Source organism: Pseudomonas khavaziana, from assembly GCF_036704165.1.
Taxonomy (GTDB): Bacteria; Pseudomonadota; Gammaproteobacteria; order Pseudomonadales; family Pseudomonadaceae; genus Aquipseudomonas; species Aquipseudomonas khavaziana.
Genome location: NZ_CP129946.1, coordinates 3,577,329 through 3,593,400 on the forward strand (window position 1 = coordinate 3,577,329; position 16,072 = coordinate 3,593,400).

11 protein-coding genes are annotated in these 16,072 nt (G+C 63.0%); all 11 read left to right on the forward strand.

The features are described 5' to 3' along the window. Window positions 1–2: 2 nt before the first annotated feature. Window positions 3–1,748 (forward strand): malto-oligosyltrehalose trehalohydrolase, encoded by a 1,746-nt coding sequence (treZ, locus tag QYQ93_RS15835; RefSeq protein WP_338475000.1) that lies wholly within the window; start codon window positions 3–5, stop codon window positions 1,746–1,748. Beyond that, window positions 1,745–3,829, forward strand: coding sequence for a 4-alpha-glucanotransferase (gene malQ, locus QYQ93_RS15840; RefSeq protein WP_338475001.1), 2,085 nt, complete (start codon window positions 1,745–1,747; stop codon window positions 3,827–3,829). The genes treZ and malQ overlap by 4 nt, the downstream gene beginning before the upstream one ends. Further along, window positions 3,826–6,576: a malto-oligosyltrehalose synthase gene (locus tag QYQ93_RS15845; RefSeq protein ID WP_338475002.1), complete on the forward strand. Its 2,751-nt coding sequence runs from the start codon at window positions 3,826–3,828 to the stop codon at window positions 6,574–6,576. The genes malQ and QYQ93_RS15845 overlap by 4 nt, the downstream gene beginning before the upstream one ends. A gap of 23 nt (window positions 6,577–6,599) precedes the next feature. After that, window positions 6,600–6,869 (forward strand): DUF2934 domain-containing protein, encoded by a 270-nt coding sequence (locus QYQ93_RS15850; protein WP_043047733.1) that lies wholly within the window; start codon window positions 6,600–6,602, stop codon window positions 6,867–6,869. A gap of 121 nt (window positions 6,870–6,990) precedes the next feature. After that, on the forward strand, window positions 6,991–9,150 hold the full coding sequence (glgX, locus tag QYQ93_RS15855; protein ID WP_338475003.1) for a glycogen debranching protein GlgX: 2,160 nt from the start codon (window positions 6,991–6,993) through the stop codon (window positions 9,148–9,150). Window position 9,151: 1 nt separating this feature from the next. Continuing rightward, window positions 9,152–10,150, forward strand: a complete 999-nt coding sequence (locus QYQ93_RS15860; RefSeq protein WP_043047736.1) for an acyl-CoA dehydrogenase family protein — start codon at window positions 9,152–9,154, stop codon at window positions 10,148–10,150. Further along, entirely contained in the window at window positions 10,147–10,905 is a 759-nt protein-coding gene (locus QYQ93_RS15865; RefSeq protein WP_217883418.1) for a PIG-L deacetylase family protein, read from the forward strand. The genes QYQ93_RS15860 and QYQ93_RS15865 overlap by 4 nt, the downstream gene beginning before the upstream one ends. After that, window positions 10,902–11,501: an SAM-dependent methyltransferase gene (locus tag QYQ93_RS15870; RefSeq protein ID WP_338475004.1), complete on the forward strand. Its 600-nt coding sequence runs from the start codon at window positions 10,902–10,904 to the stop codon at window positions 11,499–11,501. Before QYQ93_RS15865 ends, QYQ93_RS15870 begins: the two co-directional genes overlap by 4 nt. Next, complete coding sequence (locus QYQ93_RS15875) at window positions 11,498–12,157, forward strand: glycosyltransferase (RefSeq protein ID WP_338475005.1); 660 nt, start codon at window positions 11,498–11,500, stop codon at window positions 12,155–12,157. Before QYQ93_RS15870 ends, QYQ93_RS15875 begins: the two co-directional genes overlap by 4 nt. Window positions 12,158–12,336: 179 nt before the next feature. After that, the gene (locus QYQ93_RS15880) at window positions 12,337–13,098 is read left to right on the forward strand and encodes a PIG-L deacetylase family protein (protein WP_043047743.1); all 762 of its coding nucleotides are present in this window, start codon (window positions 12,337–12,339) and stop codon (window positions 13,096–13,098) included. Window positions 13,099–13,346: 248 nt separating this feature from the next. Further along, window positions 13,347–15,914, forward strand: a complete 2,568-nt coding sequence (locus tag QYQ93_RS15885; RefSeq protein WP_338475006.1) for an autotransporter outer membrane beta-barrel domain-containing protein — start codon at window positions 13,347–13,349, stop codon at window positions 15,912–15,914. Window positions 15,915–16,072 lie beyond the last annotated feature (158 nt).

Here is a 16,072-nt window from a genome sequence, read left to right on the forward strand (position 1 = left end):
AGATGCCACTACGGACTCTGGAAACCTCGCCCCACGGCGCAATCATGCTGGACGCGCAACACACGCGTTTTGCCCTGTGGGCGCCAGACGCGTTTTATGTCAGCGTTGAATTGGAACACGGGAAATCCATTGCCATGCTGCCCCAGGCAGATGGCTGGTTCGAAGTCGAGACGGCGTGCCCTGCCGGCACGCTCTACCGCTTCAATATCGATGGGGAACGGGCAGTGCCCGACCCCGCATCCAGGGCCCAGGCAGTGGATGTACATGGCTGGAGCCGAGTGGTCGACCCACATGCCTATGAGTGGCGCCACAGCCAGTGGCAGGGCCGCCCCTGGCATACAGCAGTGATCTACGAGCTGCACGTTGGCGCCATGGGCGGTTACACCGAAGTCGAAAAGCACTTGCCACGCCTGGCCGAACTGGGCATCACCGCCATTGAGCTGATGCCATTGGCGCAATTTCCCGGCGAACGCAATTGGGGCTACGACGGCGTGCTGCCCTACGCGCCTCAAGCGTCATACGGGTCGCCCGAACAGCTCAAGCACCTGATCGACAGCGCCCATGCCCACGGCCTCGCCGTGATCCTGGATGTGGTCTACAACCACTTCGGGCCCGACGGCAATTACCTGGGCCAATACGCCAAGGGGTTCTTCCATGAAGACGTGCACACGCCCTGGGGCGCCGGCATCGATTTCGAACGCCGTGAAGTACGGGATTTCTTCCTCGACAACGCCTTGATGTGGCTGCTGGAATACCGCTTCGACGGCCTGCGCCTGGATGCGGTGCACGCCATCGATAATCCCGGTTTCCTGAAGGAACTTGCGCAGCGAGTGCGTGAGCAAGTGGACAGCGGGCGTCACGTCTGGCTGATGCTGGAAAACGAGCTGAACCAGGCCAGCCTGTTAAAGGACGATTTCGACGCCCAATGGAATGACGACTTTCATAACGTGCTGCATGTACTGCTGACCGGCGAAACCGATGCCTATTACAACGACTTTGCCGAACAGCCTACCGCCAAGTTGGCGCGCTGCCTGGGCGAAGGATTTATCTACCAGGGCGATATCACCCGTCATGGACATGCACGCGGCGAACCCAGTGCCGATCTGCCGCCCAGCGCCTTTGTGGCGTTCCTGCAGAACCACGACCAGGTCGGTAATCGCGCCCTGGGTGAGCGTCTGCACCAGCTGTGCTCGCCCCAGGCGCTGAAAGCGGCAACCGCCCTGTTGCTGTTGGGCCCCATGATTCCGATGATTTTCATGGGCGATGAGGTCAACGCCGCCGAACCCTTTCTGTTTTTCACCGATCATCATGGCGAACTGGCCGAGGCGGTACGCGAAGGTCGGCGCAATGAGTTTGCTGATTTCGCCGCGTTTCACGACCCCGAGCAACGCGAACGCATCCCCGATCCCAACGCGCTGCCCACCTTTTTGCAATCAATGCCTTCATTTGTCGAGAACGACCACGCCCAGCTCTACCGTCACCTGCTGAGCCTGCGCCACCTGCATGTGGCACCGCATTTGCCCGGCGCCGTGGCCCTGGGCGCGCAGGTGCTGGCCGAGGGCGCCGTCACGGCGCGTTGGCGCCTGGGCAATGGCAGCCTGTTGCAGATCGACCTGAACCTGGGCGAACTGCCCCTCGACCACCCGGCCCCTCGACACCTCATCTTCCAAACACCGGCCGAGCAAGGTGCGCAGTTGCCACCCCATAGCGCCCGCGTGTCCCTATCCCCTGCTGGAGAACACTTTTGAGCGAAGCGAACCTGGAACTACTCGCCAGCCGCGCGGGCCTGGCCGTCGATTGGATCGATGCCAACGGTCGCCCGCAACATGTGCAAGCCGATGCCCTGCGTGCGGTCCTCAAAGGGCTGGGGCACCCGGCCGATACCGATGCGGAGATCGACGCCAGCCTGCGCGAGCTTGAGCAAGTACAACAAGACACCCACCTGCCGCCGTTGATGACCACCGACAGCGGTGAAGGCCTGGACCTGGCGCGTTACTTTGCACCGGACACCCCGTGTCGCGTCAGCCTCGAAGGCGGTGAAACCCTGGAGCTGCGCCTCGACGGTGATGCCGTGCTGCCCGGTGTGATCGCCCTGGGCTACCATCAGGTACATATCGACGGGCAAACCTTCACCCTGGCCGTTGCCCCCGCTCACTGCTTCAGCGTGGCCGACGCGGTGGACAGCCGCCCCGCCCGCGCCTGGGGTCTGAGCGCGCAGCTGTATGCCCTGCGCCGCCTCGGCGATGGCGGCTTCGGCGACACCCTGGCCCTGGAGCATCTGGTGCGCGCGGCCGCCGAGCGCGGTGCCGAGGCGGTGGCGATCAGCCCGATGCACGCGATGTTCAGCGCCGACACCGAACGTTTCAGCCCTTACTCGCCGTCCAGCCGCCTGTTTCTCAACAGCCTGTATGCTTCGCCCGCATGCATCCTGGGCGAGCGTGAAGTGCGCAATGCCATCGAGGCTGCCGGGCTGACGGACGAACTGCACGCCCTGGAGCAACTGCCCCTGATCGACTGGCCCGCCGCCGCCAAGGCCAAGCAACACCTGTTGCGCACGCTGTATGAAGACTTCCGCCACGGCGCGCACCCACAGCATGCCGACTTCCAGAGCTTCCGCCAGTGCGGCGGCGAAGCCTTGGAGAACCACTGCCGTTTCGAAGCCATACAAGCTCAGCGCGCCGCTGCCGGTGAAGAACTCGACTGGCGCCATTGGCCCGAAGCCTGGCGCACCCCTCAAAGCCCGGCCCTGGCGCAGTTCGCCGAGCAAAACCGCGATGAGATCGGTTACTTCGCTTTCACCCAATGGCTGATCGCCCGCAGCCTGGAGCGCGCACAACAAGCCGCCCGTGGCAGCGGCATGGGCATCGGCCTGATCGCCGACCTGGCAGTCGGCGCGGACGGCGGCGGCAGCCAGGCCTGGAGCCGTCAGGACGAACTGCTCGCCGATCTCACGGTTGGCGCTCCGCCGGATATTCTCAACCGTGCGGGCCAAGGTTGGGGCATCTCCGCGTTCTCCCCCGAAGGCCTCAAGCGCAACGGCTTTCGCGCCTTTATCGAAATGTTGCGGGCCAACTTCGCCCATGCCGGCGGCTTGCGTATCGACCATGTGATGGGTCTGCAACGCCTGTGGGTGATTCCCTTGGGCGCCTCGCCCCGTGAAGGTGCCTACCTGTATTACCCGGTGGACGACCTGCTGCGCCTGCTGGCCCTGGAATCCCACCGCCATCAGGCCATCGTCCTCGGTGAAGACCTGGGCACCGTGCCCGACGGCCTGCGCGAGAAGCTCAGCGCCCGCTCGATCCTGGGCATGCGCGTGCTGCTGTTCGAACAGAACCATGAAGGCCAATTCAAGCCGATCCTGGACTGGCCTGACAACGCCTTGGCCACCACCAGCACCCACGACTTGCCCACGCTCAACGGTTGGTGGCACAGCCGCGATATCGAATGGAATATCCAACTCGGCCTGATCGACGCGCCGACCGTGGAGCAATGGAGTGAGCACCGCCTGCAAGAACGCCAGGCGCTGCGCCAAGCCTTGGGCCAGGACCCGCAGAACTTTGTCGATGAGATCCGCAACGACACCGATCATATGATCGACGCCAGTGTGCGCTACCTGGGGCACACCCGTGCGCCACTGGTACTGCTGCCGCTGGAGGACGCACTGGGCATCCAAGAGCAAGCCAACCTGCCCGGCACCCTCGACACCCACCCCAATTGGCGCCGTCGCTTGCCAGGCGAGGCCGCCAGCCTGCTCGACAATAATAGTGCTGCGCGCCGCCTCGAACTGCTGGCGGTAGCGCGCAACCAAGCTTATGAGCGTGACCGATGAAAGCACTGCCCCTGCGCGCAACCCAGCGCCTGCAATTTCATAAAGACTTTACCCTTGATGACGCGGTACCGCTGGTGCCGTATTTCGCCCAGCTTGGCATCAGCCATCTGTATGCCTCGCCGTTGCTGAGTGCTCGCGCCGGCTCCATGCATGGCTACGATGTGGTCGACCCCACCCGTGTCAACCCGGAGCTGGGCGGCGAAGCGGCGCTGCGGCGCCTGGTCGCCGCCCTGCGCGAATATGACATGGGGCTGATCCTTGATATCGTCTCCAACCATATGGCCGTGGGCGGTGCGGATAACCCCTGGTGGCTGGACCTGCTGGAGTGGGGCCGCTTGAGCCCCTACAGCGAATTCTTCGATATCCAGTGGCATTCGCCCGACCCCTTGCTCAAAGGCCAACTGCTCATGCCCTTCCTGGGCAGCGATTACGGTGAAGCCCTGCAGAGCGGCACGCTGACCCTCAAGTTCGATGCCGCTCACGGCGCCTTCTACGCCGAGCACTACGAACATCGCTTTCCGATCTGCCCAAGGGACTACGCCTTGATCCTTGGCCACGACGAGGGGCTCAAGCCGCTGGCCGAGCGCTTTGCCGCCCTCGCCTATCAGGACGACGCCTACGCCGAAGCCGCCTGGCTCAAGCAAGCGCTGGCCGAACGCGCTACCGAAGTTCTGCCGGCTATCGAGCAGCGGCTGGTCGCTTTCGACGGTCGCCAGCCCGAGGGGTTCGAGCGCCTGCACCATCTGCTCGAGCAACAGGCCTACCGCCTGGCCAGCTGGCGCACCGCCGCTGACGATATCAACTGGCGGCGCTTCTTCGACGTCAATGAGCTGGGCGGCCTGCGTGTGGAACGCACGGCGGTGTTCGAAGCCACCCACGGCAAGATCTTCGAGCTGATCAGCGAAGGCCTGGTGGACGGTCTGCGCATCGACCATATCGACGGCCTGGCCGACCCGCGTGGTTATTGCCGTAAGTTGCGCCGCCGCGTGGATGCTTTGTCGCCCCAGCGCCATTTGCCGATCTTCGTGGAAAAGATCCTTGGTGAAGGGGAAACCCTGCGTGAAGACTGGCAGGTGGACGGCACCACCGGCTACGAATTCATGAACCAACTGTCATTGCTGCAGCACCATCCAGATGGCTTTGCCCCGCTGGCCGAGTTGTGGACGCGGCACAGCGAACGCCCTTCGGCGTTTATTGAAGAGGCCCGGCTGGCACGCCAGCAGATCCTCAATGGCTCGTTGGGCGGCGACTTCGAAAGCGTAGCCCAGGCCCTGCTGCAAGTGGCCCGCGACGATGTGATGACCCGCGACCTGACCCTGGGCGCCATCCGCCGGGCTTTGCAGGAACTGATCGTGCACTTCCCGGTGTACCGCACCTACATCAGTGCCAGGGGCCGCAGTGCGGCCGACGACAAGATATTCCAGCAGGCCATGGACGGTGCGCGCAGCACCCTCAACGAAGGCGACTGGCCGGTGCTTGAGCATCTGGAAAAATGGCTGGGCGGCCAGCCTTGGCGCAATCGCCCGGTGGGCCGTGAGCGCAAGATCCTCAAGCATGCCTGCGTGCGCTTCCAGCAGTTGACATCGCCCGCCGCCGCCAAGGCCGTGGAAGACACCGCGTTCTATCGCTCGGCAGTGCTGCTGTCGCGTAATGATGTGGGTTTCAGCACCGAACAGTTCAATGCGCCGTTGGCGGACTTCCACGCCGCTAATCAACAACGCCTGGAGGCCTTCCCCGACAACCTGCTGGCCACCGCCACCCACGACCATAAACGCGGCGAAGACACCCGCGCGCGCCTGGCGGTGCTCAGCGAGTGCGCGCCCTGGTATGCCGAACAAGTCGAGCATTGGCGCAGCCTGGCCGCGCCCTTGCGGGAAAATGCTGATAGCCCCTCGGCCGGTGACGAGCTGATCCTGTATCAGGTGTTGCTCGGCAGCTGGCCGCTGGAGCACAACCCAGACCTTAAGGCCTACCAGCAGCGCCTCTGGCAGTGGCAGCAAAAAGCCCTGCGCGAGGCCAAGTTGCAGAGCAGTTGGAGCGCCCCCAACGACGCCTATGAACAAGGTGTGGAAGGGTTCCTCAAGCGCCTGTTACTCAGTGAAGCCGGTGCGCCATTGCGTCGTGCGCTGGACAGCGCCGCCCAAGCCATCGCCCCCGCCGGCGCCCTGAACGGGCTGGCGCAAACCTTGCTTCATCTCACCGTGCCGGGCGTACCGGATGTGTACCAGGGCGATGAGTTCTGGGACTTCAGCCTGGTGGACCCGGACAACCGTCGCCCGGTGGATTTCGCTGCGCGCCAACACGCGCTCGATACCCCACCGGATATCGGCGAACTGTTGTTCAACTGGCGTGACGGGCGTATCAAACAGGCGTTGATCGCCCAGGTGTTGGGCTTGCGCAAAACCTGTCCCGAGCTGTTCCGCTACGGCAGCTATACCGCGCTGGAAGTGGTCGGCCAGCATGCCGAGCGGGTGGTCGCGTTCTATCGCCAACATCAAGGCCAGCAGCTGCTGGTGGTGGTACCGCGCTGGCCTTATCAACTGCTGGAAAACGGCATGTTTCCCCAGATCAATGCGCCGGTTTGGGGCGATACGCGGGTTAAATTACCGTTCGCCGCCACAACACAAAACTGGAAGGGACTTTTTCAAACACGCGCAGTCACACCCAACAAGGAGCTGTTAATCAGCGCTGCCCTGGGGGATCTCCCGGTCAATGTCTTTATCAATCCTGATAATCAAGAAAGCTGAATATTTTCTGTGAGGAGTTTGTGATGAGTAAAGAAGACAAACGCATTCGCGAATTAGCGCATCAGATCTGGGAGTCTGAAGGTAAGCCTGACGGTGCACATGATCGCCACTGGGAAATGGCGCGCAAGCTGGCCGAAGCCGAAGCGCTGACCCCCAGCAAGCCCAAGCCAGCCGCCAAGCCGAAAACCGCGCCCAAGGCCGCCGCAAAGCCTAAGCCTGCTGCGCCTTCCGCCGCAAAGCCTGCGGCAAAAAAACCAGCCGCGCCGAAAAAGCCGAAGCCGCCTGCCCCTTGATTGCCAGGGCCTGCAGCCCGCATCGCGAGCTGCAGGCCCTTTTCCGTCCATGCCATGCGCTGAAGCACCGTCAGCACGGTCGCGTTCGGCCCGAAAAAAGACCCCTTGCAGGAGCAACTCAATGAGCAAACCCGATAAAACCACAGCGACGCCGGAACATGAACCGTCGCGGATTCGTGAAGGTTTGCCCTTCCCCCTCGGCGCCACCTGGGACGGCCTGGGCGTCAACTTTGCACTGTTCTCGGCCAATGCCACCAAAGTCGAGCTGTGCCTGTTCGACGATGCCGGCGAAGTAGAGCTGGAGCGCATCGAGCTGCCCGAATACACCGATGAGATCTTCCACGGCTACCTGCCCGACGCCCATCCCGGGCTGATTTACGGCTACCGCGTGTATGGCGCTTATGACCCGGCCAATGGTCATCGCTTCAACCATAACAAGCTGCTGATCGACCCCTACGCGAAGCAGTTGGTGGGTGAGCTCAAATGGTCCGAGGCGCTGTTTGGCTACACCATCGGCCATCCGGACGACGACCTCAGCTTCGATGAGCGTGACAGCGCGCCTTTCGTGCCCAAGTGCAAGGTCATTGACCCGGCGCACACCTGGGGCAATGATCAACCGGTACGGGTGCCATGGGACCGTACGATCATCTATGAAACCCACCTGCGCGGCATCAGCATGCGCCATCCATCGGTGGGCGAGTCGGTACGCGGCACCTGCGCCGGTCTGATGGAAGATGACGTGCTCAAGCACATCCGCCAGCTGGGTATTTCTTCGGTCGAACTGCTGCCGGTGCACGCCTTCGTCAACGACCAGCATCTGCTGGAAAAAGGGATGACCAACTACTGGGGCTACAACAGCATTGCTTTTTTCGCCCCCGACCCTCGTTACCTGGCCAGCGGCAAGATCGCCGAGTTCAAGGAGATGGTCGCGCACCTGCATGAGCAGAAGTTGGAGGTGATCCTCGACGTGGTCTACAACCACACTGCCGAAGGCAACGAGCGCGGCCCGACCCTGTCCATGCGCGGCATCGACAACGCCTCCTACTACCGGCTGATGCCCGATGACAAGCGCTTCTACATCAATGATTCGGGCACCGGCAACACCCTGGACCTGAGCCACCCCTGCGTGCTGCAAATGGTCACCGACTCGCTGCGCTACTGGGCCACCGAGATGCATGTGGACGGTTTCCGCTTCGACCTGGCGACCATTCTGGGGCGCTACCGCGATGGCTTTGATGAACGCCACAGCTTCCTCGTCGCCTGCCGTCAGGACCCGATACTGCGCCAGTTGAAACTGATCGCCGAACCCTGGGACTGCGGCCCCGGTGGTTATCAAGTGGGCAACTTCCCGCCAGGCTGGGTGGAATGGAACGACCGCTTCCGCGATACCGTGCGCGCGTTCTGGAAAGGCGACGACGGCCAACTGGCGGATTTCGCCGGGCGCATGACCGCTTCGGGCGAGATGTTCAATCATCGCGGACGTCGGCCCTACAGCTCGGTGAACTTCATCACCGCCCACGACGGTTTCACCTTGCACGACCTGGTCTCGTACAACGACAAGCACAACGAGGCCAACGACGAAAACAACCAGGACGGCAGCAACAACAACCTGTCCTGGAACCACGGCGTCGAAGGCCCCACCGACGATCCGGAAATCAACGAACTGCGCCTGCGCCAGATGCGCAATTTCTTCGCCACCCTGTTGCTGGCCCAAGGCACGCCGATGATCGTCGCCGGGGACGAGTTCGCCCGTACCCAGCATGGCAATAACAACGCCTATTGCCAGGACAGTGAGATCGGCTGGGTCAATTGGGACCTGGACGACGACGGCAAGGCCCTGCTCAAGTTCGTCAAGCGCCTGATCAAGCTGCGCCTGGCGTATCCGATCCTGCGCCGCGGGCGCTTCCTGGTCGGCGACTACAACGAAGATATCGGCGTGAAGGACGTCACCTGGTTGGCGCCGGATAGCAACGAGATGACCACCGAGCAATGGGAAGACAGCCAGGGCCGCTGCCTGGGCATGCTGATGGATGGCCGCGCCCAGGAAACCGGAATTCGGCGTGCCGGTGCGGACGCTACCTTGCTGCTGGTGGTCAATGCTCATCACGACATGGTCAATTTCCGCCTGCCGCCGGTGCCAGAGGGTGAGTTCTGGACCTGCATGCTCGACACCAACGACCCGGCCGTACGCGGTCAGGAGCGCTTTGATTTCGAGCATGAATACGCGGTGACCGGCCGCTCGCTGCTGTTGTTTGAACTGCAACGCGAAGGCGAGGTGTGAGATGGCGTTGCACGGTTTCCTTCAGGGCTACCGGGGTTATGCGGATACGCAGGCCCTGGGTGACGCACTGAAGGCGCTCCAGGAAGAAGGTCTGGATCAACTGCCGCTGCCCGGCGGTGGCCAGACCCTGGCCCGCTTCAGTGGGCTGGCGCAGGTGGCGGGGCATGACTTGCGCCTGTGCAAGTTGTTCGAAGGCCATACCGATGCGTTGGCGATCATTGCCGAACTCGACAGCCCGCTGCCGCCGCTGGGCAGTACATGGGGCATGTGGGCGTCTGAGCCGCCGACGGCCAAAGTGCGGGTGCGACACGCTGGCCAGCGGCTCGTGGTAGATGGGCGCAAGGCGTGGTGCTCCGGCGCGGCGGTGGTCAGCCATGGCTTGCTGACCGCCTGGGACGAGGAGGATCGCCAGCAACTGGTGGCGGTGGCAATGGATCAACCTGGCGTGACGGTCACCGATGAGGGATGGAGTGCCGTGGGCATGGCGGCCACGGGCAGCGTCGAAGTCCTGTTTCGCGAGGCCTGGGGTGTTGCGGTCGGTGGCCCGGGCGATTACCTGTCCCGCCCAGGTTTCTGGCACGGCGGGATCGGCATCGCCGCATGCTGGTACGGCACCGCGCAGCGCCTGGGTGAAGTGTTGCGCGCCCACTGTGCCCAGCGCCCCGAACCCCATGCCCTGGCCCATCTCGGCGCCGTCGACAGCGCCCTCAACAGTGCCGCCTGCGTGCTGCGCGCCAGCGCCGAGCAGATCGACCGCGAGCCCGGCGCAGATGCCCGGCAACTGGCGCAACAGGCACGGGCCTGTATCGAGAACACTGTCGAACAAGTCATGCATCACGTTGGCCGTGGCGTCGGTGCGGGGCCTTATTGCAAGGACCCGCACTTTGCCCAGTTGATGGCGGATTTGCCGGTGTATGTGCGCCAAAGCCATGCCGAACGCGACCTTGCCGCCCTGGGCGAACAGGTTGCCGGCGAACCCACAGGGAGGTGGCAGTTATGAAGCCCAATCCGATTGTCGGCCAAGGTACATCGCTCAATCACTGGCAAACCTCAACGCGGCTGGCCGAGTTGCCGCACATCAGCGTCGCCCAGTTGGTACCCGAGGGGCATCGCGCGGTGATCATCGCCCCCCATCCGGACGATGAAGTGCTCGGCAGCGGTGGCCTGCTGCAGGGTTTGGCAGCGCTGGGACGGCCCATCCAGTTGATCTCCGTGACCGACGGCAGTGCCAGCCATCCCGGCTCCCGGCGCTGGCCGGTGGAGCGCCTGAGTGTGGTGCGCCCCCAGGAGTCGGCCCAGGCCCTGCATCGCCTCGGCCTGCCGCTGCACAGTTTGAAATGGCTGCGCGCCGGGTTTGCCGACAGCAAAGTGGCCGAGCACGAAGCCCAACTGTGCGAGTTTATCCAGCGCCACCTCAAACCCACCGACGTGGTGTTCGCCACCTGGCGCGAAGACGGCCATTGCGACCATGAAGCCGTAGGCCGCGCCAGCGCCAAGGCGGCCCAGGCCGTCGGCGCGACCTTGTATGAGCTGCCGGTGTGGACCTGGCACTGGGCCACGGCTGAAGACGACATGGTGCCTTGGCATCGGGCGCGCAAAATCCCGTTGACCATCGAGGCCGTGGCGCGCAAACGCCACGCGATCCACGCCTTCGCCAGCCAGCTGGAAGGCGATCCGCAAATCGGCCTGCCACCGGTACTCGCGCCCTATGTGGTGGAGCGTTTGCTGCAACCTTTTGAAGTGGTGTTCGTATGAGTGTGGCAACCCCATACTTCGATCAACTGTTTGCCGGCAACGACGACCCCTGGGCCTTTCGTCAGCGCTGGTACGAACAACGCAAGCGCGCTGTGACACTGGCCGTGCTGACCCGGCCGCACTACGTCTCGATCCTTGAACCTGGCTGCGCCAACGGCGAATTGAGCGCTGAACTGGCGAGCCGCTGCGATCGCCTGGTGTGTTGCGACGCGTCCCAGGCGGCGGTGTTGCTGGCACAGACGCGGCTGGCAGCGTTCTCCCATGCCCAGGTGGAACAGCGCCGCCTGCCCGGGCAATGGCCCGCCGGACAGTTCGAGCTGATCGTGCTGAGTGAGCTGTGTTATTACCTGGATGCCGATGACCTGCATCACCTGATCGATTGCGCCCTCGCCGCCCTGACCGCTGACGGTCAGTTGCTGGCCTGCCATTGGCGCCCGCCCATCGAGGGTTGCCCGCAAACCGCCGAACAGGTGCACGCCCTGCTCCAGCAGCGGCTGGGTGTACCACCCCTGGCGCAATATCATGACCAGGATTTCCTGCTCGACCTGTGGAGCCGCGACGGTACCTCGGTCGCACACCACGAGGGTTTGCGATGATCGGTATTCTGATCCCGGTGCACAACGAAGAAGCGCTGCTCGGTCACTGCCTCAGGGCTGCGCAGATCGCCGCCAACCATCCCGGCCTGCTGAGGGAAGCGGTGCAGATCCTGGTGGTGCTCGACAGCTGCACCGATGGCAGCGCCGCGATCGCCCAGGCGCATGGGGTGCACAGCCTGCCGGTGCAGGCGCGCAATGTCGGGCAAGCCCGAGGCGACGGCGCACGGTATTTATTGGAACAGGGCGCACGCTGGATTTCCTGCACCGACGCCGACAGCCGCGTGGCCCCTGACTGGCTGGTGGCGCAACTGGCCCTGGGCTGCGATGCCGTGTGTGGCACGGTGACGGTGGATGCCTGGAGCGAAGGCTTCGACTCGGCGGCACAGATTCGTTATCACCAGGCTTACCAGGCTCGCGATGGGCATCGGCATATCCATGGCGCCAATCTGGGAGTGAGCGCCAGCGCCTACGTGCAGGCCGGTGGGTTCGAACCGCTGGCCTGCCATGAAGATGTGCAACTGGTGCGCGAGCTGGAACGTTGCGGCGCCTCGATTGCCTGGAGCCATGCGCCGCAAGTGGTCACCAGTGCGCGCCTGGACTGCCGCGCCCAGGGCGGGTTCGGTGACTACTTGAAAAGTCTGATGCAGCTTTCGTAATAAAACGACACGCCAACGTGTAAAAGCTCCAGATCCTTGTCTATGCTCATAGCGCCTTGCACGGCACGCCAGGATTGGCGTGCCGTGCACTCACTCCAGCGGAGCCTGGGGTGAAAACAAGAGCGTCGTCCCGTCAACGGGGTACGACCCGGCATCAACCGACAAGGATGTGACACCCCATGAAGCCTGCCTCCTTAAGCGAAGGCCGTCGCGGCCCCGCGCAAATCTGGAACAGTGCGCCGCAGCTGGCACAGGTTCCCGCCATCGCACTTACCCGCCTGGTGCCGCCCGGCGCACGCGTCGTAGTCATCGCCCCGCACCCGGGCGATGAAGTGCTGGCGTGCGGCGGTTTGCTGCAACTGCTCAGTACCCGCGAACACCCCTTGCAATTGATCTCCATCACCGATGGCAGCGCCAGCCATCCCGGCTCCCACGTGTGGCCGGCCAGCCGCTTGAGCGTGGTGCGCCCCCAGGAAAGCGCCGAAGCATTGCGCCGCCTGGGCATGCCGTTGCACAGCCTGAAATGGATCCGCGGCGGGTTTCGCGATGACGCACTGGCCGCCCACGAACAGCCCATGAGCCAGTTCATCGCGCGCTACCTGCAACCGGGCGACAGGGTGTTTACCACGTGGTGCCACGACGGTAATGACGATCACGATGCCGTTGGCCGCGCCAGCGCCAAGGCCTGCAGCCTGGTGGGGGCCAGGCTGTATGAACTGCCGGTCTGGGCCTGGCACTGGCCGGCACGGGAAGCTTCGGTGATGCCCTGGCAGCGCGCCCGCAAGATACGCCTGGATACCTGGAGCGTGGCGCGCAAGCTGCACGCGACCCATGCCTATGCCAGCCAATTGGTCGGCGATCCGCAGATCGGTTTACCGCCCAAGCTGGCCCAAGTGTTGCTCGAGCGTATTCGTGAACCCTACGAGATCGTATTTGCCTAGCTGCTGACTCGTCTATACCTGTTATTTCTTACAGTAGCGGCCTATCAAATCTACGGCTAAGGTGCAAAAAGTCTGCACTGGTTAAGGTGCATTCGAGAAAGCCATGCCAACCCTTTGCATTGGCCGGTGTTTTCAGACGCAGGTAACCCGTAGTCCCTGATCCGTACCGTGTTCTTCGTTGCCATGGTTTTGAACCGCGCCTAGTGTGCCAGGTGCCGGACATCATTGTGCTCAAGCGAGGGCCGACCATGCGCACACGGATTGCTTCTCTGCTGTACTCAGGCATTGCCTCAGCCATTGTACTGGCGGCCTGGCCGCTGGCCTCGTATGGGGCGTGCACCATTAACAACACGCCAGGCAGCGACACCTCCACGTGTGACAGCGCCACCGCGCCGGGTTTTAGCGATAACGGCGGCGATAACACCCTTGAAATCACCGCAACCGGCAGAGTGAGCGGAAATGTGGTGTACGTGGGCGGCAATGATCTGGTCGATGTGAACGGCCCGAGCGCCGGGATCGATGGCAGCCTCGACCAAGGCGACGGCAACAATATTTTCCGGCTCAACCTGGGCAGCATCACCGGGTCGGTCAGCCAGGGCTCGGGCGCCGATGTCGTGCAGATTTCCGGTGGCCAGGCAGGTGCCGTCACCCAGGGGGCAGGCATCGACCGTTTTGCCATGAGCGGCGGCACCATCGCCTCGCTGGAACAGGGCGACGGGCTGGACGAGTTCTTCATGAGCGGCGGTACGATCACCGGCGCCTTCGAGGACGGCGACAAGGCGATAATGACCAACGGCATCATTGGCCGGGTCAACATGAAACTCGATGACAATCGTTTCGATATGTCTGGCGGCAGGATCATCGGCAACCTGGTGACTGGCTTCGGCAGGGACACTATCCTGATCTGGGGTAACGCGTTCGTCGGCGGCAATATCAGTGTCAGTGGCGGTGACGATCAGATAATCATCTCCGGTGGTACCGTCAATGGGCAGTTGTTGCTCAGCTTTGGCAATGATGACTTGGTCTGGTCCGGCGGCAACCTGCATTCCTCCGTGCTTATGGGGGAAGGCGACGATACCGCATTGCTTCAGGGGCTGGTGGCAGCGCAGGTGGCTGCGGCGCAATTGTTGGATGGGGGCCTGGGCATCGATACCCTGACTCTGGACAACACCAAGGTCGGTGACCCCGCCCTCTTCACCCAGTGGGAAAACGTCCGCCTGGACAACGGCTCGCAAATGACCCTCGGCGGCACGTTGAAGCTGGGAGACAGCGCGACCGGTACCGGTGCCCTGTCCATCGATGGCAGCAGTGCGCTGCTGGTCGGCACAGGCAGCATCGACCCGTTCACCGCCGGCCAACTGGTCAATGTGACCAACAGCGGCACCCTCGACATGACCACCGCCAGCTCTACCGCCAGCGACACCTTGACTATCAACGGCAATTACACCGGCAACGGCGGGCGCCTGGCGTTACAAACCGTGCTGGGGGCAGACGACTCGGCGAGCGACAAACTGGTGGTCAGCAGCGGTACATTCGCAGGCAATACCGATGTGCTGATCAACAACCTTGGGGGCGCGGGTGCAGCGACAGTGCGAGACGGCATCCTGATAGTGCAAGCGCTTAATGGTGCCAGCGGACCTGAGAGCGCGTTTACCTTGGGCAACAGGGTAAGCGCCGGCGCGTATGACTACTATCTGTACAAAGGCGGGGTCACCGCTGGAACGGCAGAGAACTTCTACCTGCGCTCCACTACGCCGCCCGCTCCGCTGCCCAACCCTGACCCTGAAGTACCCACCATCCCAGCGCCGGAACCGGTGGAAGGAACCCCGCCTCTGCCTGGCCCGACTGACAAGGAGGTGCCGATCTATCGTCCCGAAGTACCGCTGTACGCTGCGCTGTTTCCCGCCGCCCAGCAAATCGTGCAAGGCATGCTCGGTACCTACCACAAGCGCATGGGCGACCAGAGCCGCCAGCAACAAACCGGTGCCTTGCCGGCCGGTTGGGGCCGGGTCTATGGCAACAGCAGCCGCCAGAGTTTCGCCGGTGCTGTTAGCCCTACCCTGGACGGTTCGCTGACAGGCTTCCAAGTGGGCACCGATGTGTTCGCCAGTAGCCTGGACAACGGCCTGCTGCAGCGCCTCGGGTTCTTCGTCGGTCATAGCCGTCTCAAGGGCAATGTGAAAGGCTTCAACAGCGGCTGGGAGGACAAGGATGCCGGCAAGACCACGTTGCGCGGCGACAGCCTTGGGGTCTACTGGACGCTGATCGGCGCTGACCAGGCTTATCTTGATCTGGTACTGATGGGTACTCGCTTTGATGGCAATAGCGAGTCAGACCGCGGCGTGAAAATGAAAACCCGTGGGCATAATGTCACCGCCTCCGCCGAAGTCGGCTGGCCGCTGGCCCTGAGCGCCAACTGGGTGGTGGAACCGCAGGCACAGCTGATCGTCGGCAAGACCAAGCTGGATAGCCAGAACGATGGAATTTCAGACATTTCCTATGATGCTGATACCAATGTCACCACGCGCCTGGGCGTGCGCCTGCGCGGCGATTACAGCGTCAATGGCATGCCGCTGCAGCCCTATATCAGGGCCAACATCTGGCACGCCAGCGCTGGAGACAACAGCGTGTTGTTCAACCATGAAACCCGTATCGACACCGAGCAGAAATCCACCACGGTGGATGTCAGCCTTGGCGCTACCCTGGAAGTTGCACAGGGTGTGAGCCTGTATGGTGAGATCGGCACCGAAAAGAATCTGGACAGCAATATGCTCCGCGGCCGCCAGGGCACGTTCGGCCTGAGAATGGCGTTCTGAGACCGCCTTTGTATCGCAGTGGAAGCGGGGCCACTGCGGTACATAGTCTTTCACCCGGAGGGTTTTCTGACACCGGCCGCATACATTGCCGCGTTCAACTGAGTGCAAGGTATCCATCCGGCTCCGGATGCTCGCCATGCAAACGCCTGGCCGCAACC

Excerpts from the sequence above, each read along its gene's own strand:
- treZ (WP_338475000.1), top strand. The coding sequence starts at position 3 with ATGCCACTACGGACTCTGGAAACCTCGCCCCACGGCGCAATCATGCTG.
- QYQ93_RS15845 (WP_338475002.1), top strand. The coding sequence starts at position 3,826 with ATGAAAGCACTGCCCCTGCGCGCAACCCAGCGCCTGCAATTTCATAAA.
- QYQ93_RS15850 (WP_043047733.1), top strand. The coding sequence starts at position 6,600 with ATGAGTAAAGAAGACAAACGCATTCGCGAATTAGCGCATCAGATCTGG.
- glgX (WP_338475003.1), top strand. The coding sequence starts at position 6,991 with ATGAGCAAACCCGATAAAACCACAGCGACGCCGGAACATGAACCGTCG.
- QYQ93_RS15860 (WP_043047736.1), top strand. The coding sequence starts at position 9,152 with ATGGCGTTGCACGGTTTCCTTCAGGGCTACCGGGGTTATGCGGATACG.
- QYQ93_RS15865 (WP_217883418.1), top strand. The coding sequence starts at position 10,147 with ATGAAGCCCAATCCGATTGTCGGCCAAGGTACATCGCTCAATCACTGG.
- QYQ93_RS15870 (WP_338475004.1), top strand. The coding sequence starts at position 10,902 with ATGAGTGTGGCAACCCCATACTTCGATCAACTGTTTGCCGGCAACGAC.
- QYQ93_RS15875 (WP_338475005.1), top strand. The coding sequence starts at position 11,498 with ATGATCGGTATTCTGATCCCGGTGCACAACGAAGAAGCGCTGCTCGGT.
- QYQ93_RS15880 (WP_043047743.1), top strand. The coding sequence starts at position 12,337 with ATGAAGCCTGCCTCCTTAAGCGAAGGCCGTCGCGGCCCCGCGCAAATC.
- QYQ93_RS15885 (WP_338475006.1), top strand. The coding sequence starts at position 13,347 with ATGCGCACACGGATTGCTTCTCTGCTGTACTCAGGCATTGCCTCAGCC.